This is a genomic window from Microbulbifer marinus, assembly GCF_900107725.1.
Taxonomy (GTDB): Bacteria; Pseudomonadota; Gammaproteobacteria; order Pseudomonadales; family Cellvibrionaceae; genus Microbulbifer; species Microbulbifer marinus.
In genome coordinates this window covers 151,740-172,959 of record NZ_FNQO01000001.1, presented here as the reverse complement: position 1 = coordinate 172,959, position 21,220 = coordinate 151,740, and the positions used below count along the sequence as shown (strand labels likewise).

At 59.6% G+C, this 21,220-nt stretch carries 25 protein-coding genes; 12 read left to right on the top strand and 13 right to left on the bottom strand.

Annotation, left to right across the window (positions count from 1 at the left end):
* Nucleotides 1–118: 118 nt before the first annotated feature.
* Nucleotides 119–1,105 (top strand): GlxA family transcriptional regulator, encoded by a 987-nt coding sequence (locus BLW36_RS00845; RefSeq protein WP_091384042.1) that lies wholly within the window; start codon nucleotides 119–121, stop codon nucleotides 1,103–1,105.
* On the opposite strand, the gene BLW36_RS00840 is transcribed toward BLW36_RS00845, so the two are convergent.
* Both BLW36_RS00840 and BLW36_RS00835 read right to left on the bottom strand, forming a co-directional pair.
* Nucleotides 1,085–1,738: a class I SAM-dependent methyltransferase gene (locus tag BLW36_RS00840; RefSeq protein ID WP_091384039.1), complete on the bottom strand. Its 654-nt coding sequence runs from the start codon at nucleotides 1,736–1,738 to the stop codon at nucleotides 1,085–1,087. The genes BLW36_RS00845 and BLW36_RS00840 overlap by 21 nt on opposite strands.
* Before the next feature lies 1 nt (nucleotide 1,739).
* Nucleotides 1,740–2,216: an Hsp20 family protein gene (locus BLW36_RS00835; RefSeq protein WP_091384037.1), complete on the bottom strand. Its 477-nt coding sequence runs from the start codon at nucleotides 2,214–2,216 to the stop codon at nucleotides 1,740–1,742.
* Nucleotides 2,217–2,364: 148 nt separating this feature from the next.
* Between BLW36_RS00835 and thpR the strand changes: the two genes are divergently transcribed.
* Entirely contained in the window at nucleotides 2,365–2,955 is a 591-nt protein-coding gene (gene thpR / locus BLW36_RS00830; RefSeq protein WP_091384035.1) for an RNA 2',3'-cyclic phosphodiesterase, read from the top strand.
* A gap of 64 nt (nucleotides 2,956–3,019) precedes the next feature.
* Here the strand turns inward: thpR and BLW36_RS00825 are convergent, their stop codons facing one another.
* Nucleotides 3,020–3,988 carry a hypothetical protein gene (locus BLW36_RS00825; RefSeq protein ID WP_139304781.1) on the bottom strand — a complete coding sequence of 323 codons (969 nt, stop codon included), beginning with the start codon at nucleotides 3,986–3,988 and terminating at the stop codon, nucleotides 3,020–3,022.
* A 510-nt stretch (nucleotides 3,989–4,498) separates the two neighbouring features.
* Between BLW36_RS00825 and BLW36_RS00820 the strand changes: the two genes are divergently transcribed.
* Nucleotides 4,499–4,846, top strand: coding sequence for an HPF/RaiA family ribosome-associated protein (locus tag BLW36_RS00820; RefSeq protein WP_091384029.1), 348 nt, complete (start codon nucleotides 4,499–4,501; stop codon nucleotides 4,844–4,846).
* A gap of 56 nt (nucleotides 4,847–4,902) precedes the next feature.
* Here BLW36_RS00820 and gorA read toward each other — a convergent pair whose 3' ends face one another.
* Nucleotides 4,903–6,258, bottom strand: a complete 1,356-nt coding sequence (gene gorA / locus BLW36_RS00815; protein WP_091386827.1) for a glutathione-disulfide reductase — start codon at nucleotides 6,256–6,258, stop codon at nucleotides 4,903–4,905.
* A gap of 416 nt (nucleotides 6,259–6,674) precedes the next feature.
* Here gorA and BLW36_RS00810 point away from each other — a divergent pair, with 416 nt between their 5' ends.
* Nucleotides 6,675–7,052 carry a hypothetical protein gene (locus tag BLW36_RS00810; RefSeq protein WP_244506079.1) on the top strand — a complete coding sequence of 126 codons (378 nt, stop codon included), beginning with the start codon at nucleotides 6,675–6,677 and terminating at the stop codon, nucleotides 7,050–7,052.
* Between the two features lie 78 nt (nucleotides 7,053–7,130).
* Here the strand turns inward: BLW36_RS00810 and BLW36_RS00805 are convergent, their stop codons facing one another.
* The 5 genes from BLW36_RS00805 to BLW36_RS00785 all read right to left on the bottom strand — a co-directional run bounded on the left by BLW36_RS00805 (nucleotide 7,131) and on the right by BLW36_RS00785 (nucleotide 11,737).
* Nucleotides 7,131–7,658, bottom strand: a complete 528-nt coding sequence (locus BLW36_RS00805) for an ATPase (RefSeq protein ID WP_139304780.1) — start codon at nucleotides 7,656–7,658, stop codon at nucleotides 7,131–7,133.
* Between the two features lie 22 nt (nucleotides 7,659–7,680).
* Nucleotides 7,681–8,820, bottom strand: a complete 1,140-nt coding sequence (locus BLW36_RS00800; RefSeq protein WP_091384025.1) for a TIGR01620 family protein — start codon at nucleotides 8,818–8,820, stop codon at nucleotides 7,681–7,683.
* On the bottom strand, nucleotides 8,820–10,232 hold the full coding sequence (locus BLW36_RS00795; RefSeq protein ID WP_244506078.1) for a YcjX family protein: 1,413 nt from the start codon (nucleotides 10,230–10,232) through the stop codon (nucleotides 8,820–8,822). The genes BLW36_RS00800 and BLW36_RS00795 overlap by 1 nt, the downstream gene beginning before the upstream one ends.
* A gap of 123 nt (nucleotides 10,233–10,355) precedes the next feature.
* Nucleotides 10,356–11,156: a GIN domain-containing protein gene (locus BLW36_RS00790; protein ID WP_091384023.1), complete on the bottom strand. Its 801-nt coding sequence runs from the start codon at nucleotides 11,154–11,156 to the stop codon at nucleotides 10,356–10,358.
* 158 nt (nucleotides 11,157–11,314) lie between these two features.
* Nucleotides 11,315–11,737: an HIT family protein gene (locus BLW36_RS00785; protein ID WP_091384022.1), complete on the bottom strand. Its 423-nt coding sequence runs from the start codon at nucleotides 11,735–11,737 to the stop codon at nucleotides 11,315–11,317.
* 339 nt (nucleotides 11,738–12,076) lie between these two features.
* Between BLW36_RS00785 and BLW36_RS00780 the strand changes: the two genes are divergently transcribed.
* The 4 genes from BLW36_RS00780 (at nucleotide 12,077) to tcdA (ending at nucleotide 14,393) form a co-directional block, all read left to right on the top strand.
* A complete protein-coding gene (locus BLW36_RS00780) occupies nucleotides 12,077–12,436 on the top strand; it encodes a globin family protein (RefSeq protein ID WP_091384020.1) in 360 nt (119 codons plus the stop codon).
* Between the two features lie 146 nt (nucleotides 12,437–12,582).
* A complete protein-coding gene (locus BLW36_RS00775) occupies nucleotides 12,583–13,047 on the top strand; it encodes an FKBP-type peptidyl-prolyl cis-trans isomerase (RefSeq protein ID WP_091384019.1) in 465 nt (154 codons plus the stop codon).
* 103 nt (nucleotides 13,048–13,150) lie between these two features.
* Nucleotides 13,151–13,606 (top strand): thiol-disulfide oxidoreductase DCC family protein, encoded by a 456-nt coding sequence (locus tag BLW36_RS00770; RefSeq protein ID WP_091384018.1) that lies wholly within the window; start codon nucleotides 13,151–13,153, stop codon nucleotides 13,604–13,606.
* On the top strand, nucleotides 13,593–14,393 hold the full coding sequence (gene tcdA / locus BLW36_RS00765) for a tRNA cyclic N6-threonylcarbamoyladenosine(37) synthase TcdA (protein WP_091384017.1): 801 nt from the start codon (nucleotides 13,593–13,595) through the stop codon (nucleotides 14,391–14,393). The genes BLW36_RS00770 and tcdA overlap by 14 nt, the downstream gene beginning before the upstream one ends.
* A gap of 14 nt (nucleotides 14,394–14,407) precedes the next feature.
* On the opposite strand, the gene BLW36_RS00760 is transcribed toward tcdA, so the two are convergent.
* Together BLW36_RS00760 and BLW36_RS00755 are read right to left on the bottom strand one after the other, a co-directional pair.
* Nucleotides 14,408–16,054: an aminotransferase class V-fold PLP-dependent enzyme gene (locus BLW36_RS00760; RefSeq protein ID WP_091384016.1), complete on the bottom strand. Its 1,647-nt coding sequence runs from the start codon at nucleotides 16,052–16,054 to the stop codon at nucleotides 14,408–14,410.
* Nucleotides 16,051–16,821 carry a TatD family hydrolase gene (locus BLW36_RS00755; protein WP_091384014.1) on the bottom strand — a complete coding sequence of 257 codons (771 nt, stop codon included), beginning with the start codon at nucleotides 16,819–16,821 and terminating at the stop codon, nucleotides 16,051–16,053. The genes BLW36_RS00760 and BLW36_RS00755 overlap by 4 nt, the downstream gene beginning before the upstream one ends.
* Nucleotides 16,822–16,883: 62 nt before the next feature.
* Between BLW36_RS00755 and BLW36_RS00750 the strand changes: the two genes are divergently transcribed.
* The 4 genes from BLW36_RS00750 to BLW36_RS00735 all read left to right on the top strand — a co-directional run bounded on the left by BLW36_RS00750 (nucleotide 16,884) and on the right by BLW36_RS00735 (nucleotide 19,346).
* Nucleotides 16,884–17,489, top strand: a complete 606-nt coding sequence (locus tag BLW36_RS00750; RefSeq protein WP_280140335.1) for a LysE family translocator — start codon at nucleotides 16,884–16,886, stop codon at nucleotides 17,487–17,489.
* A gap of 217 nt (nucleotides 17,490–17,706) precedes the next feature.
* Nucleotides 17,707–18,195, top strand: a complete 489-nt coding sequence (locus tag BLW36_RS00745; protein WP_211567110.1) for an Hsp20 family protein — start codon at nucleotides 17,707–17,709, stop codon at nucleotides 18,193–18,195.
* A gap of 77 nt (nucleotides 18,196–18,272) precedes the next feature.
* Nucleotides 18,273–18,830, top strand: a complete 558-nt coding sequence (locus BLW36_RS00740; RefSeq protein ID WP_091384012.1) for an Hsp20/alpha crystallin family protein — start codon at nucleotides 18,273–18,275, stop codon at nucleotides 18,828–18,830.
* Between the two features lie 57 nt (nucleotides 18,831–18,887).
* Nucleotides 18,888–19,346: a hypothetical protein gene (locus BLW36_RS00735; RefSeq protein ID WP_091384001.1), complete on the top strand. Its 459-nt coding sequence runs from the start codon at nucleotides 18,888–18,890 to the stop codon at nucleotides 19,344–19,346.
* An 80-nt stretch (nucleotides 19,347–19,426) separates the two neighbouring features.
* Here BLW36_RS00735 and BLW36_RS00730 read toward each other — a convergent pair whose 3' ends face one another.
* Both BLW36_RS00730 and BLW36_RS00725 read right to left on the bottom strand, forming a co-directional pair.
* On the bottom strand, nucleotides 19,427–20,260 hold the full coding sequence (locus BLW36_RS00730) for an SDR family NAD(P)-dependent oxidoreductase (protein ID WP_091384000.1): 834 nt from the start codon (nucleotides 20,258–20,260) through the stop codon (nucleotides 19,427–19,429).
* Entirely contained in the window at nucleotides 20,257–21,219 is a 963-nt protein-coding gene (locus BLW36_RS00725; RefSeq protein ID WP_091383999.1) for an SDR family oxidoreductase, read from the bottom strand. The genes BLW36_RS00730 and BLW36_RS00725 overlap by 4 nt, the downstream gene beginning before the upstream one ends.
* Nucleotide 21,220 lies beyond the last annotated feature (1 nt).

Sequence of the window (21,220 nt, the reverse complement as noted above, 5' to 3'; positions counted from 1 at the left end):
GAAATTACCAATTCCAAGAGCCGGTCAGTTTATGGGGTGGCGATTCGGCCGGGTTATGGGCATACTGGCCAGCAAAATTGAGTTTTTGGCCAATGGCGCCAATGCACGTTGAGATGTAATGCGAACAGTCACTTTTCTATTGATAGACCAGATGCTGGCTACCGGTACCGTGCTGCCTCTGGAGATGCTGCGCGGCGCCGAGAGCCGCGCCCGCGTCGAGGGAGAAGCTTCCCCTCTGCGCCTGCTCACCGCCAGTCTTGACGGACGCCCGGTCAGTACCCGTTCCGGCTTTTCTTTTACGCCCGACGTGGCGCTGGCGGACGCACCGGATAGCGATCTCGTCTACATTCCGGCCATGTGGCGCAATCCACGGCCAGCGCTGAAGCGCAGTGGCCCACTACTGCAATGGCTGCGCCGTCAGGCGGAAGCCGGTGCCGCCATCAGTGCGGTCGGTACCGGGGTCTGCTTCCTCGCCGAAGCCGGACTACTGGACGGCAAGCCGGCCACCACCCACTGGCACTACTTCGAGCGATTTACCGCCGATTACCCGCGAGTCAAACTGAAGCGCCAATATTTCATCACCCAGGCCGACAAGCTGTTTTGCGCCGCCAGCGTGAATGCCCTCGCAGACGTCACCGTCTACCTGATACGTCAGCTGTATGGGCCCGCGGTTGCCAGCCACGTCGAGCGCAATTTCTCTCACGAAATACGCCGGCCTTTCGAGGAAATCGCCTATTCGGAGGGTGCGGTGCGCCTGCACCCGGACGAGGAGATTGTGCAGGCGCAAACCTGGCTGAAGGAGCACTGCAGCGAGGAAATTCGGCTGAGCGAGGTGGCCAGCCACTTTGACATGAGCGTGCGCTCATTCAACCGCCGCTTCAAACTCGCTACGGGGCAGACACCCTTGCAGTATTTACAAAACGTGCGCGTAGATATGGCTCGGGAACTGTTGCAGTCGAGCAACCTTTCCGTCAATGAAATTGCGGAAAAAGTCGGCTACCAGGACATGGGCCATTTCACCGCGCTGTTCAAGAAATTCCTGTCGACAACCCCGAGTGAATACCGCACAACGGTGCGGGCGAAATTATTCCGAGTGAACACCTGATTTGCGCAGGAAAATCACGTCGCTATCGGCAAACTGCAGCTCCGCCTGCAGATAGTCAGCCAGCCAGCGAAAGGTAGGCACACTGAAAAAGCTGATGTGAGTCGGATCGCGAATGTAGTGCCAGTTCGCAAAGCGCTCCGGTGATATAACAAGCTTGGTCATCACCGCCAACAGCCCACCGGGACGCAGGCGCTGCCACAGGCGTTGCAGCTCTTTGTCCGGGGCCGAGAGATGCTCGATCACCTCAGTTGCGACGATAAAATCATAATCCCGTTTCATCGCCCCGGTGTTGGGCAGGTAGTAGCTATCGTAGAGTTCGACCCTGTGGCCTGCCTGCGCAAGCATCTGAGCTAGTAGTGGTGCCGGACCACAACCAAAATCCAGTCCTTCACTGGGGCGCTGCAGTTCATTCAGAAGCGGCGTCGCACAGCGATTCAGAAAGCGCTGGTAACCTTCGTCCTGCAGAGAGTTCTCGTGCAAATCATAGTAGGCGCGCTCTTCCTCTGGTGACAGGTGATATTCAGGCGGCACGAATACCAGTGCGCAATTGCCGCACTGGTAATAGGGGCGAAATTTATCGCGGTAATATGGCTGTGCCGCCGGATGGCGGCACAGTGGACATTGTCTGGACAAATCAGGCCGCTACAGAATCGGATTTTTTCTCCTCATCCGAGTGTTGCAGCAGATTGCCCTGGGAGATTTCGATTTTTCGCGGTTTCATCGCTTCGGGGATCTCGCGCACCAGCTCGATATGCAGGAGCCCGTTCTCGAGCTTGGCATCCGTCACCTTGACGTGATCGGCCAGCTGGAAGCGCCGCTCGAAATTGCGCGCCGCAATGCCGCGATGCAGGAAGTTGCGCTGCTCGCTGTCTTCCGGCTTCTTGCCGCTGACAGTCAGGCGATTCTGCTCTACCTGAATGTCCAATTCTGATTGTTCAAACCCGGCCACGGCCATGGAGATGCGATAACTGTCGTCACCGGTCAACTCGATATCGTAGGGCGGATAGGCGGGCTGCTTCTGTTCGCTGGTGGTCATGGCGTCTAGCAGGCTGGCCATGCGATCGAAACCGATAGCGGAACGGTACAGCGGAGTAAAGTCAAAATTACGCATTGTCATATCCTCAATTCAGAGCAATATTTAAATTCGCTCGTCCGAAGCACGAGCATTGATTTCGGGGGCACTTCCGACAGGAACCTGCCTCCCGTACTTCATAGGTATGGGCTGACGATGGACTTTCAAGGGCAGAGAAAAAAATTTTATGCAGACCAGAAACCAGGAAAACCCGGAGGAAGTTTCACGGCTGTTTATCGGCATACGCCCGGACACGCGTACGCAGCAATTCCTCGATGGACTAACCAGTCAAGCAAAGCGGCAACTGGGATCCGACAAGCGCGACCGCATCCGCTGGACCAGCCACGCAAACCGCCACCTGACTCTGGCCTTCCTGGGCGAGACCCCCGATCGGTTGATTCCGCAAATCGAGCAAAGACTGGCACAAATTGCCACGGCCCAGCCACGCTGCAGCGGGCGAATCGTGTCGCTAAACCCCTTCCCGCAACGGCGCTCCAGCCTGCTGGCCGCCGAGCTCCTGACCAATCCAGACCTGGACAAGCTACACCAGTCCTGCCGGGAACTGATGATGGATTTGGGCATGAAACCTGAGCGGGCAACCTACCGGCCCCATGTCACCCTGGCGCGCAGTAGACGCGGTTTTGCCCGCCTCGAGCCGCTGATGCTGGAATACACCATGCCTATCGACAACCTGGTTCTGTACCAGAGCCATGTGGCCCCCGGCGGCAGCCAGTATCTGCCACTATTCGAGGCGCTGCTGGGGGAGACGGGCAACTAGCTAGTGACGCGCAAATAAAAAGACCCGCGTTGAGCGGGTCTTTTTATTCTCGATATGTTCGATATTAATCGAGTCGTGACAACACATACTCTGGGTACATCACCAGGCGGGGCCTGGAAAGTCGCCGCGCATCGAAGATGAACACGTAGCGTACGCCATCGTCGTCAGCCGGGATGGTACGGCGGAATTTCCAAGTATTGATCTTGTAAGTCTGACGTCCTGCTTCGACCGGCGCTATCAGTCGATACTGGTTCTGCCCCAGGAACTCGAACGGCAATGCCTCACCGCGGGACGGCCTCAGTTCCAGGTTGCGGAACGTGTGCTTACCCTCGCCGCTGTTGTCTGCGAGCAGCTTATCCAGGCGTGCGCGCTCGCGTTTCACATAGTCCAGCAGCTCCGGATCCACTTCGCGCACCTCGGCGGCCGGTTCCGCTACCACCTCTTTTTTCGGAGCCTCTTCTACAGCGGCTACAGTCGGTGCCGGCAGCTGCGGCCTGTTGACCGGTGCGACGTTTTTTGCCGCCGCCGCGGTTCGCTGCGCCGCCTCCGCCTTGGCCAGCATCGCGCTCACCATCTCCGCTACCTTGTTCTCCTGGGCAGAAATCCGGCTCTTGGTCTGAGTGATGGCTTTTTGCTCAGCATCCAGCTGCGCCTTCAGTTCATCGAAGTTTGTCTGGATGAACTCGACCCGCCGATTGCGGCTATCAACGCCGCGCTCAGCCATGGCGAAACCGTGCTTCGCCTTGCTCAACTGGCGCTCGGTATCTGAATCGCCGTTCAGCTGGTGGTCACGTTCGGCTTTTTGCAACTCAGCACGGCTCTCCTCATAGTGCTGGCGGGCCTTGTCGAGGGACTCCTTGGCGCGCTCCAGCTTGTATTCGTAGGACAGCAGCTCGTTCTCGATATCCTCTACTTCCACCATTCGGTTTTCGAGAGACTGCTCCATGCGCGCCAGTCGGTTTTTCTCCGCCGTCAGGGTCGCCTGCGTCTGCGCAAAGGCCCCCGCCCCCCCAAAAACTACAAGACCCGCCATCAAGAGCGAGCAGTACCGCGTTACCGCCATAGTAAAGAACCCATTACTCGGTTTTTTTAGATCCATAGAAAAATCACACGGAGATCATTTTTTAAACAAATCAAAATGAAACCACCGTGCTAACCCGCAATTCTACGCACGCCCCCGCCGCCGGGCAATGACCTCACGGCCAGCGGTCGTTCACAATCGACAGACGGCCGCGCTCGACTGCGCCTAATTTCGCTGCCTAACACCGTCACGCGAATTTTTTGTGACAATTTTCCGTTCGCAGTGCTTGATTTTTTTTTGTGCGCACGCATTATGGGTAACAGGGAGAAGATCGCTGGACTCAGCGGAGATCCGACCCGGACGTAAAACACCCATAGCTGTTCAATCAGCAAAGTTTTAGTTGCGTTCCCGGCGCTTCGGTTATCCACTCGCAGCCTCGTCACTCCCCCAAGGGCGCCCTACCTTTTTCAGCAAACCGCAAACGCGGCCTGCATGGTTTCTTTTAACCGGAGGTATTTGCCCATGAAATCTGCGCCTAACGATAACATTGTGTTCCGCGATATCGACAAATCGGCCGCCCTGGCCACCACGGTATCGAAGAAGTTACATAAACTGGAACGTTATTGTGGCGACATCATACGGAGTCGCGTAGTCCTCGAAGCCCCCCATCAACACAAAACGAAAGGCAAACAATTCAAGGCCTCTGTCGAGCTCGCGATCAGCGGCAGTCCCGTGACCATCAGTTGTGAAAACGAATCCATTCACCGGGCGGTCAGCGATGCCTTCGCATCGGCCGAACGTCGCCTGAAAGAGCGTGGCGAGCGTCGCAAGGCTCGGCGCCATCAGGCAGTCTGCGTAACCGAAGAATAAGTGGGACCAATCGGAAAAAGGCGGTGCCGGTGCACCGCCTTTTTTATATGCCGCCGTCAGGCAACCGGCGTACGCATCGTCACGAACTCTTCCGCCGCCGTGGGGTGAATACCGATAGTCTGATCAAAAGTCTTCTTCGTCGCACCGGCCTTTAGTGCAACCGCCATGCCCTGAATAATTTCCCCGGCATCCGGGCCCACCATATGCACACCAATCACTTTGTCACTGCTGGAATCCACTACCAGCTTCATCAAGGTACGCTCGTCGCGTCCACTGACCGTATGGCGCATCGGGCGGAATTCCGACTTGAATATTTGCACCGGAATACCCGAATCCCGCGCTTCCTCTTCGGAGAGGCCAACTGTGCCGATATTCGGCTGACAGAACACTGCGGTTGGAATGTTGTTGTAGTCAATTTCGGTCAACTGTCCGGTCTGCAGGTGCTTGACCAGTGCCATGGCCTCTGCCAGCGCCACCGGCGTTAGTTGCGGCTCGCCAGTGACATCGCCGAGCGCATAAATCGAGTGCACATTCGTGCGGAAATTGTCATCGACCGAAATAGTGCCATCCCGGTGCAGTACGACGCCGAGCTTTTCCAGCCCCAGGCCCTTGGTGTTCGGAACCCGGCCGGTTGCGTAGAGCACCGTGTCCACCGTCAGTGTGGAGCCATCCTCTGCTCGTACCAGCAAACTGCCATCGCCCTGTTGCTCTATCGCCTCAACCTGGTGATTAAAGTGTAATTGCGCGCCTTTCTTGCCCATTTCATCGCGCACGAACTTGCGCACGTCGCGATCGAATCCGCGCAAGAACAAGTCACGGCGGTAGGACAGATGGGTCTCGGCGCCGAGACCGGCAAATATCCCGGCAAACTCGACGGCAATGTAACCACCGCCGACGACCAGCACGCGGCGCGGAAATTCATCCATGGAGAAGACTTCATTCGACGTGATCGCGAGTTCACGTCCCGGTATATCCGGTATATGCGGCCAACCGCCAGTCGCCACCAAAATGCGCTCAGCGCTATAACTTTTCCCATCCACGACCACCGAGTGGGGATCTTCGATATTCGCCCGTCCATCGATCACGGTGACACCCGCATTGGCGAGCAGATTGCGATAAATTCCATTCAGGCGGGAAATCTCACTGGCGTTATTCTCCCGCAAGGTTTTCCAATGGAATTCCGCTCCCTGGTTTTGCCAGCCGTAGGCGACCGCATCCTCAAAAGCTTCACTGTAAGCACTTGCATAGACAAACAGTTTTTTAGGCACGCAACCGACATTGACGCAGGTACCCCCCATGTAGCGGTCTTCCGCCACCGCGACGCGCATACCGGCTGCTGCGGACATGCGTGCCGCGCGGACACCACCAGAACCGGCACCGATCACAAACAAATCAAAATCGTATTCCGCCAAAACAGACTCCTGTTGATTGCTCACCACAGCCATTGCGACTTAACGGCGACTGTTAAAATTCCAACAAACTGTCGACCTTTCGACCAATTTTATCAGGGCGACAAAGTTATAAAATGCAATTGGTACAAAGCTGACAATTTTTACTTAATATCCGTTGACACTGACTTGCAGTTTCGATATTCATGTGATGGTTGTCACAAAAAATAACGTTTTACAGAAAACAACGAAACAACGCTAAGCCTTTGGCAAATAAAATTGCCATGTGCAAAAACAACAAGATATAGGCAAGAAAAATGGACTCCCTTTCCTCAACTATACAGCGAGCTCTGTGGCTTATTTGCCTGCTGCTTGCCAGTAGCGTGAGCAATGCCAAAACCCATCCTTCGTACTTGACCGAGAAATATTGCGAAAGCGTAGTGGAGCAGTTTGTCGACTCCGGTATGCGCAGCTTGGGCAAGTACGTCAATGAACATTTCAATCCCCAGTACAAGGGCGGTATCCGCAATACCATTCACTTTCTGGAACAGCGATCAGCATGGCTGAACGAGTGTAACGATTACCTCCTGGACACCGGGCACAGCCATATCTTCTACAGCGACCAGAACACCAAGGCGATTTTTGCGGCTATAGATGCCCTGGCCAAGGAGCTCCAGCTCGTACGCCAAGGCGTTGAGTACCCCGACGAAGCCGGCAATAACAATCCAGCACCGTTCATCAAGGAACACTACAACACCCTTGCCAAGCTGGTAGATCAGCATCACACACGCATGCTGATGAAGAAACAGTTCCAATAACAGGAACGCCTCTGACAGTGGCGGCGCCTCGCTCCACTGTCAGAGCCTACTTCCCGCGATCACCCCTCCAACCCCCTGTCACCCCTCAAGATAGTCCCGCAGCGCGCCAAATTGCTCTTTCAGCACGCTGTTAACCGGCTCGGCAATCACATGCAGATTGTTAGCATTGGAGCCCCAGACCCGATACTCCCAGGTCAACAGTGACTTTTCACCGAGCGATACAATTCGCCACTGCATCAGCCCGTTCACGGGCATGCTCTGTAGCGGCCCCAGCCCCCCAGAGAGGCGGACCTCACGGCCTGGCACCACGTAAATAACCCGCAGGTGCTCGACGGAAGCCTCGTCCCAACGCTCGCAAAAACACCCGCCGGCACGCAATTCCATCGACAGGTTTTCTGCCGAACCGGAATAGCTGTGGACCGGATTCCACCAGGCCGGCAAGCTGGCAAGCCCCCGATAAACAGCAGCGCTGTCCTGTGCCAGCTCCTGCTCCAGCTTGATGGAAAATTCGCCGGCAGACTTGGTCACCACTTCCGCATGAGACAGGCCGGCCCCAGCCATGCCGAGCAACAGTGCGCCGACCACAGTTGTAGCTTTTCTGATCATCGTTTCGATCCCATCGAGACGGTTATTTTCTCCCAGACCGGGATTTGACTGCCTCATCCCGACCCGCGCCAAGCGGCGCACCGCTGTCTATTCCCGCAGTCATATTATTGCCCAGCATGCGTTCCTTGAGGCTGCTGGCAATTCGCCGCGTCAGTGCTCCCAGGCGCGGACGCTGTTTCTCGGCGAAGGGGATGGGCCTGCAACTCTGCATCGAGGCCAGCCCGATGCGCCCCATAAACAGGCTTGCGCCCATGCCCTGTCCCAGGCGTGCAGACAGGGTGCTGAGCATACTGTCGCCAACCAGTTCCGGCCACAATTCACTCACCGCGTATTCACTGGCACCGCTGTAGGCGACCAGTGCCAGAACTTTCTTAAACAACCGCCAGCGCACCACGACCGAGGGGCGCACACCGTAGATCTGCGCCACGTCATCGATCATCCGCATTGACTGACGCAAGGCCACCAGAATATCGATGGTCGCGAAAGGACTCAGCCCGACCAACGCGCCGGTGGTCGTGGCGTGCCGAACTATTCGCCGCATTGCCTCCTGATCGAGAGCATCGAGAAAGGACACCTCCAGGTGCTGTAACAACTCACTGCTGTCGTAATAATCCGGGGCCTCATCAAGCACCCGCTCGAGCAGCACGCCCTGCGGCTTGCCGTTAAAGTGCTCCTGCAGCTGCCTGCGAAACGGCTGCGCCTCTTCGTGGCTGCGGCAGTCGCGCAGTTCGCGGGCCAGCTCCTGGGTTTTCTGTAATCCGCGCAGCGGGCGCCCCGCACGAAAGTATTCCCATACGGCACTCACTATCGTCGCGCAAAAGGCGACGATTATTACTCCGGCCAATACGCCCAGGCTCCAGTGCTTGTCCGCAGCCCAGGTGTAAAGCTGACGCAACTCCCAGGCCACCGCCGCCCCGGCGAGCCCCAGGGCTGCGAGCAGCGCAGGCTTCCACAGGCGCAGGCGAAACAGCGGCAACCGCAGTTCCGAGAAAGAGACCCTGTCGGGCAGGGATTCGCCGGTAGTGATAGAGCGCGGCAGTTCCGTCGATTCCTCGCTGAGCGCCTCGACACGGGTGGCATCGCGATGTGAAGTCTGCGCTTCCGGCTCGTCGAGCGGTTCGATACGGGTCTGCCGCCTGGTGGGTTTGCTTTCGCCGTTCATCACACTTTGTCTCCCAGCAACAGATTGAGCAGCGCATCGACACGGATATGCGGAATGCACTGTCCGGCCGCCATGCCGGCCGGCGGGCGCAGTTGCGGTGGCGCGGCGCCGGCGTAGTGTCGCCACTCCTCCCCTTCCCGTGGCAGCTGAGCAAAGATTTCCGCGTTCTCAAAGCCCAGGTAGCGCCCGTCCAGGTCGTGCCCCATCAGCATGCGGCGGCCATCGCGCTGGGTCTCGTTGGAACAGCGCACCGCCGCTATCGCTTCGCAAAACAATGGCAGTCCCCGATGGCGCGCGCCGCTGAAGGCCTGCTGTAGTTGCTGCCCCAGCAGCTGGCGCAGCGCATCGTGGTCCGCCGCCAGCACCTGGTCCACCTTGGTCGCGGTGAACAGCAGGCGATCTACCCGTGGGCGCCAGAGTTTGCGCAGCATTCCCGACGGCCCGTAACGGAAGGTATCGGCGATGTGTCCGAAAGCCAGTCGCATGTCGTCCAGGGCCTGCTCCCCGGCAAACAGTGTGCCGATCATGTCCACCAGCACCAGCTGCCGATCAAGGTGACGGAAATGACTCTCGACAAAGGGGGTCACCTGCTCGCGTACGTATTCGCGGTAGCGCCGCGCCAGATGCTGGTAATTGCTCTGCTCTGGCATGCCCGCCAGCTGCTCGTCCGAATAGCCGCGCAGATCCAGCATCGGCAGCAGACCGTAATTCTCGTCGTCCAGCAGCGCGCGGCCAGGCTGCAGATAACTCAATTTGCGCTGTTCGCGGCAGTCGAGCAGAAACTGGCGGTACTCGCGCCAGAGCCGATCGAGAAGGGCGGATTCGGCGCTGGCCTGGGGTTCCAGGGCCGCAAGCTGCGACATCAGCTGCGGCGCCAGGCCGGCACGTGCGTCGGCGCCGATGATATGGGCCTGTTGGCGGCACCAGTCGCGGTAATCCATTTGCAGCAGCGGCAGGTCCATCAGCCATTCGCCGGGGTAGTCGCGCAGCTCCAGAATGAGGGTTTTGGTCTGCGGTCCGGTCAGCCGTCGGCGCCGGCGCAGATGGATGTGCAGCTCCATTGCCGACACCTCGCGGGTACTCTCCGGCCACCGTGGCGGCTGGGACATCAGGGCGTCGAGGCAGTGCTGATAATCGAATGGCGGCAGTCCGGAATCCAGTGCCGGCTTTAGCTCGGCGCCCAGCAGATCGCCATTCAGTGCCGGGGCAAAGCCGGGCAGCTGCGCCTTGTGCGGGTGGCTGAGCTGATATATGAGGCTGGTCAACAGAGTCGACTTGCCCGCGCCACTGAGGCCAGTGATGCCGACACAGACCCGGCGATCGAGCAACCGCTCGGCAGCCCAGTGTGATTTGTCCCGCGCTTCGCGACGCCACTTTCGCAGCTTGTCCCTGACGCGCCCGCTATCACTCATCTGCGATTCCATGTGAGGGGTAGTTTCTGGAGCAAGGATAACAGCTCGCCTGCCGTGAGCCGAATACAAAAAAGCGCGCCGACCTCTCGGTCGGCGCGCTCTGTGTGAGGAGTTTCAGTGATCTCAGTCCACCAGGGCGATATCTCCGGAGCCCATGACCGAGAAGGAGTCCCGGGCGGGGCGACGAATCACGATATCGCCGGATCCCATCACCGAGCCGCTGGCGCTGTCTGCCCGCAGGCTGCGACCAACGAAGTCACCGGATCCCATCACATTGATACTGAGCTCCGCCACGCGACCGCCGATGACCATATCGCCAGAGCCCTTGATATCCGCGCCGAGGCTCTCACCGGCAAAGTTGTCCAGACGCAGGTCGCCGGAACCGGTAATCGATGCCTGTCCCTTCACTGCGAGCGCCGTACCCACCATCAGGTCGCCGGAACCGGTCACAGTGGTCACCAGTGATTCTGCAGCCACCTTGTCGACGCGAATGGTACCGGACCCGGTCACCCGCAGCTCCAGGCTTTCGCTCTCGAGGGTGTCGGCCATTGCCTCGCCTGAGCCGGTTACCTTGATGGCTTCCACCTTCGGCATGGTCACCCGGTACTCCACTTCCAGGTCCGAGCTGACGGTAATGATGCCGAACCAGCGTTTCTTGTCCTCTTCCACAGACAATTCCAGGGTGTCGCCATTTACCTCGGCCTTGGCGTACGGCATGGCTTTCGCCGGGCCACTAGCCACCACTTCAAAGCGCTCCCCCTGAATCACCTGCACATGGGAACTTCCCTTCAGCGCGATACGGGTAAACCCCGATACGTCGAACTGCCTGCTGGTCGTCTCCTCCGCCTGAGCCACCGCGCTGAAGGTGGCGACAACCAGCAGCAGCGCCGCCAGCGGAGCGAACATAATATTTTTCACGGCCATGGGTATCCTCTCGCTTGAATTACCGTTCTGCTCTAATAGACCGACCGACCGAGCCATTTGGATGCACCGGCCGCAAAATAATTTTCCAGCCCGGTCTCCCGTGACCGCGGAGCCCGCCCGCGCCCTGCCAGATTCCGGTTTCGGGTCGCCCCCCGGCGCTAGCCGCACTCTGCCTCAGAGCAGCCCATATCCGCCAGCGCGGCGCGGATTTTCTTCGCCTCGGCGGCCAGCTCCTCGGCCTCCGCGGACTTTTGCAGGGAGAAGTCCAAATCTGTCAGCGCATCCACGGGAATCAGGTGCAAATGGGTGTGCGGCACTTCCAGCCCGGCAACCATCACCCCCACCCGCTTCGGCGAATAAACCGCCTTAAGTCCCTTCGCAACTTTCTGGGCGACATGCATCAGGTGGGCCGCCAGATCCGGCGGAACATCGTCCCAGTGGTCCACCTCCTCCACCGGAATGACCAGGCAGTGTCCCGGCTTGATGGGGGCAATGGTCATGATCGCTACGGCTCGGTCATCGCGCCAGAGAAAATGCCCGGGCAGGTCGCCGTTGATGATCTTGGTAAAAATACTCGCCATAACTCGCCTCGATATCTCTCGCCAACAGTGGAAATCCGTTCGACCGTGGAGTCTAACAGGTTGACGGGAAAGCGCAGCCGCAAGCTCTACAACACGGATCGCAAAACCTGTGCCGCAAAACGCTCCAAAGCGGATTTGACACCTAATGACAACCCGTCGAACAAGATGACAATTTCATCAACCCGCATTGGCAGCGCTAAACATTTGCCTTAGGCTCGAGCACTAACTTAGAGGTACCGCTATCGAGCCAGGGCACGCTGTAGCCCTTGTAAACCAGAACATCTTTCGGCTCGGCGGGAACATTATTTTCAGTGTTAACTTCTCGCCGGGGGAAGAGTTATGGACAGCCTGTTGGAGCAGGTCGGTGGCACTCAAATTGTCAACCGAACGGTCAGCGAGTTCTACCAGACCATCGGTCGCCACCTTTCCGCATTTGAAACCAGCGATCACCGCAAACAAGAGAGCCGCCAGGCTCAGTTCCTCAGCCTCGCCCTCTCCTCGCAGCCCGAATCGGTGCGCACCAGCCGCGCCGGCTTCCTCGCCCAAGGGCTCAATCCCACCCTGTTCGAGGCCCTGCTGGAGTACTTCGAGGCACGCCTGGTGGAACTGGGTTTCACCTCGCAGCTGAGCAGCCACCTGACGGAAACCGCCGGCAAGCTGTACGACAGCTGCGAGCAGGATCTCTCTATCGCCTGCTGAGCGCTGCCGGCCCTTCGCGCCCCGCCAGGTTGCGACTCGGCGGGCCGCTCAATACAATGGGCCCCTCGCAGCCTTTACCTCCTGTTTGCTACCGCATCCGGTAAGCGCTACTTCACTCACCTTCCTTCATTTTCCAGAGAGTATTCATGAAGATTGCCAACCACTCTGTAGTGGAAATTCACTACACCCTGAAAGACGCTGACGGTACAGTCATCGATTCCTCCGACGGCGGCGAGCCACTCAAGTATCTGCAGGGCGTGGGCAATATCATCCCCGGTCTCGAAAAAGAGATGCTTGAGAAGGCGCCTGGCGACAAATTCACCGCGGTTATCGCGCCGGAAGAAGCCTACGGTCCGCAGAACCCGGAACTGATCCAAACCCTGCCGCGCGACGCTTTCGGCGGTGTCGACAAGCTGGAAGTGGGTATGGCCTTCCGCGCCCAGAGCACCGAGGGTCACCCGATAGAGGTGGAGATCATCGATATCGACGGCGACAACGTCACCATCAACGGCAACCACCCGCTGGCAGGCGTCGAGCTGCACTTCGACATCGAAGTGGTATCCGTGCGCGAAGCCACTCCGGAAGAGATTGATCACGGCCACGTGCATTAATCCGCCGCGGGGCGGCAGCCAGTCCGGCTGCCGCCCCAGCCTTTGCCGACCTTCCCGCCCCCGACTACCATTTCCCGGCCCGCTGCCACCGGTTCAAGCCGAGATGTCACTACCACCGCCGGACCACATCATCCTCTTCGACAGCCTGTGCAACCTGTGCAATGGCTGGACCCGCTTTGTACTCAAGCGGGATAGCCTGCGCCGATTCACCTTCTGCCGTGTACAATCCCCCGCCGGCCAGAAGCTATTGGGCGATCTGGGACTGCCCCTCGACACCTATGAAACGGTGATTTTGCTGGAGCGGGGCAACGGCAGCTATCGCGATTTCCACAAGAGCGACGCGGCGCTGCGCATCACTGCGCGGCTGTCGGGCCCCGCGCGCCATCTGGCCGTGCTGCGCTACATACCGCGCCCTCTGCGGGATTTCGCTTACGACGTCATAGCGCGCAATCGCTACCGACTGTTCGGCCGCCGAGATCAATGCCTGCTGCCGAACGCAGCGGAAAGACACCGATTTTTGGAAGAAGTACCGGAAGAAAATACCGATGAGCCTGTCTGAGCAATACCGGCAACGCTTTGGTGGCATTGGCCGCCTCTATGGTGACGACGCCTTGAAACGCCTGCACGAGGCGCACTTCGTGGTAATCGGCATCGGCGGCGTGGGCAGCTGGACCGCGGAGGCGCTGGCCAGAAGCGGGGTCGGCGCGATTACCCTGATCGACCTGGACGATGTCTGTATTACCAACACCAACCGCCAGAGTCACGCACTGGCCGACACCATCGGACAGATCAAAGTCGATGTGATGGCGGAACGTCTGCGACAGATCAACCCGGAAATCTCGGTGCATACCGAAGAGGATTTTATCGCCACGGACAACCTTGGCGAGTTGCTCGATCCGGACACGCGGCCAATCGATATTGTCATCGACGCCATCGACGCGGCACGGGTCAAGGCTGCGCTGATTGCCTACTGCAAGGCGCGCAAGCTGCGCCTGATCACCGTTGGCTCTGCCGGCGGCAAGCGAGATCCGCGGCTGATCGGCTGCGCCGATCTCGGCCGCACCATCAACGACCCGATGCTCGCCAAGGTGCGCAGCCACCTGTATCGCTTTCACAATTTCCAGAAATCGCGCAAACGCCAGTTCGGAGTGGATGCCATTTACTCCACCGAGCCAATGGTCTATCCGCAGCCGGATGGCCAGGTGTGCCAACAGAAAACTGCGATGCAGGACGGCGTGAAGCTCGATTGCAGCGGCGGCTTCGGTGCCGCCACCATGGTCACCGGCACATTCGGATTTGTTGCCGCATCCCGCGGTATAGAACGGCTGCTGCAACGCAAGCGCTGAAGCGCGGCCAGCCGCTAGCCGACGAAAGCGAGCGCCTGCCGCAGCAGCGCGTAGAACCCATTGCTGCGGGACTGGCTGAGATGTTGCTCCAGCCCCAGATCGGCAAACAACAGCGGCAGGTCCAGCGCGCGTATCTCCTCTGCCGTACGCCCGTCGATCTGCGATAGCAACAGGGCCCCAAGCCCTTTGACCACGCGACTGTCACTGTCGAGGGCAAAATAATGGCGACCGCCCCCCTCCACATGAGCCAGCCAGGCATCCGACTCGCAGCCGCGCACCAGGTTTTCCGGGCGGCGGATTTCCGGCTTTGCGCCGATCGCTTTGCTCCAGCGCATCAGTTCGCGGTAGCGATCCTGCCAGTTGCGCTGGGACGCGAGCCGTTCCACCTGCAGCGCCGACAGATCGTCCAGGCTCCACTCGACACCCCGCTGTGGCGCCTCCGAGTCCGGAGTTTCCGCCAATGCCAGGTACTCCCGCAGCGCCTGTACAAATGCTTCCACGTCGTTGCGGGTAGTGTAGGCGGCAATGGATGCGCGCACGGTCGCGGTTTCGCCGGCGGCGCGGATCAGCGGCTGTGCACAGTGGTGGCCGACCCGCACCGCGATATCGCGCCCGTCCAGCCAATGCATCAGATCCGCCGCACTGCCGTTCACCGGCGCGAAAGCGACGATACCCAGATTGTGCTGCGGCTGGCTGAGGAGGCGTATTCCCGGTATTTCCGCCAGCTCTTCGTGCAGCCACGCCATCAGCTGCTGTTCGTGGGCGGCCATGGCCTCGCGGTCCTGGGTGCCAAGAAACTCCAGCGCAGCACCGAGGCCGGCAATTGCCGCCAGTGACGAGGTGCCCGCTTCGAACTTGTGTGGCAAGCCGGCGTAGTGACTGGTGTACAGGTCCACCTCGGCAATCATCTCGCCGCCGCCCTGCCAGGGCGGCATTGCTTCCAATAGCTGCTCGCGCCCATACAGGAGCCCGATGCCGCTGGGCCCGTAGAACTTGTGCGCGGAGCAGACCAGGAAATCGCAACCTAGCTGCTGTACGTCAACCCTCTCGTGCGCCGCCAGCTGGGCGCCATCGACGATCCAGTGCAGCTGCCGCCCGCGCAATTGCCGCGCGATACCTTGCAGATCGGGGCGCAACCCGAGGGCGTTGGAGCCCCCGGTCAGTGAAACAATCCGCGTGCGCGCCGTCAGCACCTCGCTGAGGCGGTCAAACTGCGGAATGCCGGCCGTGTGCGGCACGTAGCGCAGCGTCAGTTGAAAACGCTGTGCCATCATCTGCCAGGGCACGATATTGGCGTGGTGTTCTGCGGTGGAGATGACAATTTCATCGCCGGCCTGCAGTTCGCTGCACAGGCTGTTCGCCAGCAGGTTGAGCGCTTCGGTGGCACCGCGACAGAAGACGATCTCCCGCGCACTGGTGGCATTCAGGAAGCCGGCGGCCTGCCCGCGTACCCGCTCGACCATGTCGGTGGCGAGGCGCGCGAGGCGGTGGCTGGATCTGTGTGTGTTGGCATTACTGTGCAGATAGAAACCGCAGATCGCGTCGATCACCGCCTGCGGCTTCTGCGTCGTTGCCGCATTATCGAGATAGACCAGCTGTTGGTTTTCGGGCTGGGCAAACAGTGGGAACTGCCGCTTGAACGCTTCGGCGGAGAAACTCATAAAGAAAATAAAATCCGGGTGTTGTGACAGGTCTGCGCAGCAACTTCTTCGACGGACACGCCGCGCAATTTTGCCAGCTCTGCTGCGATCAGCGGCAGATTGGCCGGGCTGTTGCGCTGCCCCTGGCGACCGCACAGCGGCATATCCGGAGCATCCGATTCCAGCAGCAGCGACTCCAACGGCAGTGCGGCTGCGGCGCGGCGGGTCTTGGCCGCGCGCTCGTAGGTAATGGTGCCGCCGATGCCGAGATAAAAGCCCAGCGACCAGTAATCCCGTGCCATCTGTTCGCTGCCGCTAAATGCATGTATCACGCCGCCGCGCGGCGGAGAAAATTCTTTCAGCAGGCGCAGCATTTCATTGTGGGCTTTATGCACGTGCAGAATCAGCGGCAAATTCAGCTCACACGCGACTTCCAGCTGCGGTCGCAGAGCCGCGACCTGTTCCTCCAGCGGCGTGGCAACCGCGGCGTCCAATCCGCACTCCCCAACCGCCACACACGGGTGGCGATCCAGGTGCTCGCCCAGCAGCTGCCGCAGCGTTGCCGGAGGCGTATCCAGCTCGCCGACCCACCAGGGATGCACGCCTGCTGCCGCATACCAGCGCGGCTCTTTTTCAACCAGCTGCGCCAGGGTGGCCCACTGGGCCACGGTCACACCGGGAATAATCACCTGCTCCACGCCGACCTCGCGACACTGCCGCCAGACGCGCATGCGGTCCGGCTCGAAAGCGTCGAAATCGAAATGGCAGTGGCTATCGATCAATTGCACTTGTGCTTCCCCGATTTTGCCCGCATCTTAGCACGGTCGCGTTACCCAGCCCCGAGGCAGCAGTGTTAGAAACCCTACTCCCGATCGTGTTATTCACTTTCGCTACCAGTATTACTCCTGGACCGAACAACCTGATGATAATGTCATCCGGACTGAACTACGGCGTAAACCGCTCTATCCCCCACCTGCTGGGTATCTGCCTCGGTTTTCCGGCCATGATCATCGCTATTGGGCTGGGCCTGGGAACCCTGTTCAGCCAGTTTCCGCTACTGCATGAAATCATTCGCTGGGTCGGGATCGCCTATCTGCTGTATCTCGCCTGGGTTATTGCCGGCACCCGGGAAGTCGGCAATACCCGTCACAACAAGCCCTTCACTTTTTTGCAGGCCGTGGCCTTCCAGTGGGTGAATCCCAAGGGGTGGATTATGGCAGTGGGCGCGCTGGCTGCGTTTACCAGCCCCAGCGGCGAAATGTGGATCGACACCGCACGCATCGCGCTGACCTTTATCGCCATCGGCGGCCCCTGCATCATCATCTGGCTGCTGTTCGGCGTCGGGCTGAAACGGATACTGACCGAACCCACGCACCTGCGCCGGTTCAATATCACCATGGGCTTATTGCTGGCGGCCAGCGTGATACCGATGGTGCTCGAACACACACCCGGTTGATCACCGCGCGCCATTGATTGCCCCCTGGCGGCACTGGGCAATCGATGGCGCGGATTGCGACGAGTTTGTCAACTTTCGCCCCTTGAAATTTATCCTGCATTTCCCATATCAGATATCGTGAGCGGCCCAAATGGGCGCTCACAGAAATGCGCTGGTGTTCAGCACCACAAGTGTTCATTCATCGTTGTGACCTTGCTTGTTGAGGAAGGAGGCAATTGTGAACGCACGCTCCCTTACACCATTGTTGCGTAACTCTGTCGGCTTCGACCGCTTCAACGAACTGTTTGAATCGGCACTCGGCAGCGACGAAAGCGCGCACAGCTACCCCCGTTACGATATCGAAAAGCACGGCGAGGACGACTACCTCATCACTATGGCCGTGGCCGGCTTTCAGCGGGAAAACCTCTCTATCGAGTTGCAGAACGATCAGCTCACCATCCACGGGCGGCTCGAGGACAAGGCTCGGGACGGCGTGGAATATCTGCACCGTGGCATTGCCGCGCAAACTTTCGAACGCAGCTTCCGCCTCGCGGAACACATGCAGGTAACCGGAGCCAATATCCGCGACGGCCTGCTTCGCATCCACCTGACGCGCGAAGTCCCCGAGGAGGACCGGCCGCGCCGGATCCCCATCAACAGCGTCGCCGGCAATGAAAACCGGGAAGCCAAGGCTCTGGAGTCAGAGGCGCGAGCAAATACCGGCTGAGCTGGTAAAAAATCGCTGTAGTTCAGGTTCTTTTCACACTCGCACGTCAGCCACTGAAACCATTATCGGAGGTCATTATGGACATCAAGAAGATTGCCCCCTGGAACTGGTTCAAGGATGAGGAAAGTACGCATAGCGGTAACCTGCCGATAAACCGCACGGAACCGGGGTATCAGGCACCTATGGCGCAGCTGCACGAGGAAGTGGAGCGGCTGTTCGATCGTCTGCTGGATAGTTTCGGCCGGCACAACCCGCCCAACCCCGACACGCCATCGACACTGGCCGGCCGGGGCATGCTGCTGAGACCGAATGTGGATATCGCGACGACTGCCGATGCCTACAGCATCACTGTCGAGGCACCCGGGGTCGACGAAGAGAATATTCACCTGGAACTGGTGGACAACACTCTCACCATTCGCGGCGAAAAAAAGCTGCAAGCGGAAAGCCGGGAGGCGGAATTTTATCGCATCGAGCGACGCTACGGCGCCTTCCAGCGGGTCTTGTCGCTGCCGGAGGATACCGATTGCGACAACATCGATGCCCAGTTCAGCAACGGTGTGCTGACCATCACCCTGCCGCGCAAGGCGCTGCCAAAATCCCGCGGCAAGGTGATCGATATCCGCCGGGTCGCTTGAGGCACCATCCCAACCGAAGCAAAAAACGAGCGATAGAGGAGAATTCTGGAGGTAACCATGGAAATATGCCGAGCCATTTCCTTGTTATTCTGCCTGTTGTCTGCACCCGCCGTGGCGCTGTCGGTGCCGGAAATCCAGTACAACGGCGACCTGCGCTTTGTATCCGGCGGCGTTGGCATCGACGAGCGCCGTGCACTGGAGGAAGTCGCACCGGGTTTCGATCTCAAGGTGGTGCTGAGCACGGAGTCAGGCCACCTGCTCGGTGGCGGCCAGATCAAGGTAAGGGACTCCCGCGGTAACCTGGTGCTGAACACCATCAGCGACGGCCCGGTATTTTTACTCGACGTGCCAGCGGGTAGCTACACCATCGAGGCCGTGGTCGGCGACCGGGTGCAGGGCACGCGCTTCGAGGCCAATGGCGGCGCCGAACCGCAGCCAGCCTACCTGACCTGGCACATCGAAGAGCAGTATCGCCACTATTCCAGTCTCAACCCCGACGCCAGCGCGGCACTCTGAGCCCAAGCCTACTGCGCTCTGAGCCTGCGCGGCCTGTCACTTTGCCACCCTCCGGCCCCCCGGAGGGCTTTTTGTTTCCGTCAGCCCCCTGCCCCGCGAGCCACCTCCAGCTCGACGCGGAAATTCCTCACCATCTGTTTCATAAACAGGCGCGGAAAGAATTTGTACAGGTAAGCGCCGAGCAGGGTCTTGTCGCGCGGAAACAGACGCTCTCGACCTTCTTCGAGCGCGGTCACAATCCTGTCCGCCATCCAGTCGGCAGTGCGCACCTGACCGATCGTGCTCTGCTTGTGCCTGGCACGACCGCCATCGCCGGACAGCGCATTTTGCTCAATATTGGTGGCGACAAAACTTGGATAGACCATCAATACACGCACGCCATCGTCACGCACCTCCTCGCGGAAGGTTTCGAAATACTGGTGCAGTGCGCTCTTCGCCGCACAGTATCCGGCGCGGCCCAATACCGGCATCCAGCCGGCCATGGAGCTGATATTGATCACGCAGCCCGAGGCCGCGCGCAGTTCCGCCAACAGCGCTTGGGCCAGCTCGACCGGCGCGTGGTAATCCACCGCCATTACCCGGCGGATCACCGCATTGCTGGTCTGGGTCGAGAGGCTGCGGTGCGTGATACCGGCGTTGTTCACCAGCAGATCCACTCGCGGATAGCGCCCGCGCAACTGTGCCGCAAGCTCGGCAACCGCCTGCTCGCTGGACAGATCGGCGACAAAACTCTCGGCGTCAATGCCGCGCTCACGCAGTTGCTGCGCGCGTTCGGTCAGTGCCTGCCCGCTGATATCTACCAGCGCAAAACGGGCCCCAAAGCGGGCGGCCAGCGCCTCGACAATCGCCCAGCCCAAACCACCGGCGGCACCGGTGACGACGAAAACTTTTTTCTGATCGTGCTGAAGCCTCATGCCATTCCCTCGACAGCCTCTGCAACTGGTTCGATACCAAGCGCTTCACGGGCAAAATAGGCAAAGGCTTCCGCCGAGGTTTTTTCCGGCACAAACCCCAGCTCTTCTTTCAGACGGCGGTTCAGCAGCACCGGGCGGTACTGCAGAAACATCACCTGCTCCGGCTGCTTGTCCGTCAGGTGCAGGAAGTAACCGACACCGAGCAGCAATTTAACCAGCCATACCGGCGGCTTGCGCAGCGGCTTGCCCAGCAGCAGTGCGATCTCTTGCGGCGTCAGGGCGCCGTCGCCGGCGAGGTTGTAAATGCCGCTGGCGCTGCGCTGCACGCCGTACTGGATCGCGCGGATCACATCCTGATCCCAGATAAACACAAACGGCGAGTTGTGGCCGCCGGGATCCAGGATCGCGCGGCCGGAAAAGAGCTCGCCGATCTTGTTGTTGGTGGTCGAGCCGACAATTGAGCAGGGGCGGAACACCAGCTGCTGCAGGCGCGGATATTTTTCCCGGTAAGCGGCCAGCATTTCCTCGACCAGGCGCTTGTTGTCGGAATAACCGAATTCCGGGTTGCCGCGCAGCCGGTGGTGCTCCTCCAGCCACTTCGGGTTGTCGGGGTAGTAACCGTAGGCGGCACCGCTGCTGGTCACGGTAATATGTTTTACGCCGGCATAGATGCAGGCCTTCAACACATTTTCGGTGCCCTCGACATCGATGCGGTACTCCGCCTCACGATCGCGACCGGCGGCCATCACCGACGCGAGATGCACCACGTGCGTGATGGACTCGGCGCGCAGCAGTTCGCCCAGAGCGGGATCGCAGATGTCGAGCGTAAAGATCGGGAAGGTCGCCGGGCGCGAGCGGATATCCACCCCCACCACAGACATTTCCCTCGCCAGCAGCTCACCCAGCTGATGCCCGACGTAGCCGGCGGCACCGGTAATCAAAACCCGTTGTTCAGTCATA

Excerpts from the sequence above, each read along its gene's own strand:
- BLW36_RS00845 (WP_091384042.1), top strand. The coding sequence starts at position 119 with ATGCGAACAGTCACTTTTCTATTGATAGACCAGATGCTGGCTACCGGT.
- BLW36_RS00835 (WP_091384037.1), bottom strand. The coding sequence starts at position 2,216 with ATGCGTAATTTTGACTTTACTCCGCTGTACCGTTCCGCTATCGGTTTC.
- thpR (WP_091384035.1), top strand. The coding sequence starts at position 2,365 with ATGCAGACCAGAAACCAGGAAAACCCGGAGGAAGTTTCACGGCTGTTT.
- BLW36_RS00825 (WP_139304781.1), bottom strand. The coding sequence starts at position 3,988 with ATGGCGGGTCTTGTAGTTTTTGGGGGGGCGGGGGCCTTTGCGCAGACG.
- BLW36_RS00820 (WP_091384029.1), top strand. The coding sequence starts at position 4,499 with ATGAAATCTGCGCCTAACGATAACATTGTGTTCCGCGATATCGACAAA.
- BLW36_RS00805 (WP_139304780.1), bottom strand. The coding sequence starts at position 7,658 with ATGATCAGAAAAGCTACAACTGTGGTCGGCGCACTGTTGCTCGGCATG.
- BLW36_RS00800 (WP_091384025.1), bottom strand. The coding sequence starts at position 8,820 with ATGAACGGCGAAAGCAAACCCACCAGGCGGCAGACCCGTATCGAACCG.
- BLW36_RS00795 (WP_244506078.1), bottom strand. The coding sequence starts at position 10,232 with ATGAGTGATAGCGGGCGCGTCAGGGACAAGCTGCGAAAGTGGCGTCGC.
- BLW36_RS00790 (WP_091384023.1), bottom strand. The coding sequence starts at position 11,156 with ATGGCCGTGAAAAATATTATGTTCGCTCCGCTGGCGGCGCTGCTGCTG.
- BLW36_RS00785 (WP_091384022.1), bottom strand. The coding sequence starts at position 11,737 with ATGGCGAGTATTTTTACCAAGATCATCAACGGCGACCTGCCCGGGCAT.
- BLW36_RS00780 (WP_091384020.1), top strand. The coding sequence starts at position 12,077 with ATGGACAGCCTGTTGGAGCAGGTCGGTGGCACTCAAATTGTCAACCGA.
- BLW36_RS00775 (WP_091384019.1), top strand. The coding sequence starts at position 12,583 with ATGAAGATTGCCAACCACTCTGTAGTGGAAATTCACTACACCCTGAAA.
- BLW36_RS00770 (WP_091384018.1), top strand. The coding sequence starts at position 13,151 with ATGTCACTACCACCGCCGGACCACATCATCCTCTTCGACAGCCTGTGC.
- tcdA (WP_091384017.1), top strand. The coding sequence starts at position 13,593 with ATGAGCCTGTCTGAGCAATACCGGCAACGCTTTGGTGGCATTGGCCGC.
- BLW36_RS00760 (WP_091384016.1), bottom strand. The coding sequence starts at position 16,054 with ATGAGTTTCTCCGCCGAAGCGTTCAAGCGGCAGTTCCCACTGTTTGCC.
- BLW36_RS00740 (WP_091384012.1), top strand. The coding sequence starts at position 18,273 with ATGGACATCAAGAAGATTGCCCCCTGGAACTGGTTCAAGGATGAGGAA.
- BLW36_RS00735 (WP_091384001.1), top strand. The coding sequence starts at position 18,888 with ATGGAAATATGCCGAGCCATTTCCTTGTTATTCTGCCTGTTGTCTGCA.
- BLW36_RS00730 (WP_091384000.1), bottom strand. The coding sequence starts at position 20,260 with ATGAGGCTTCAGCACGATCAGAAAAAAGTTTTCGTCGTCACCGGTGCC.
- BLW36_RS00725 (WP_091383999.1), bottom strand. The coding sequence starts at position 21,219 with ATGACTGAACAACGGGTTTTGATTACCGGTGCCGCCGGCTACGTCGGG.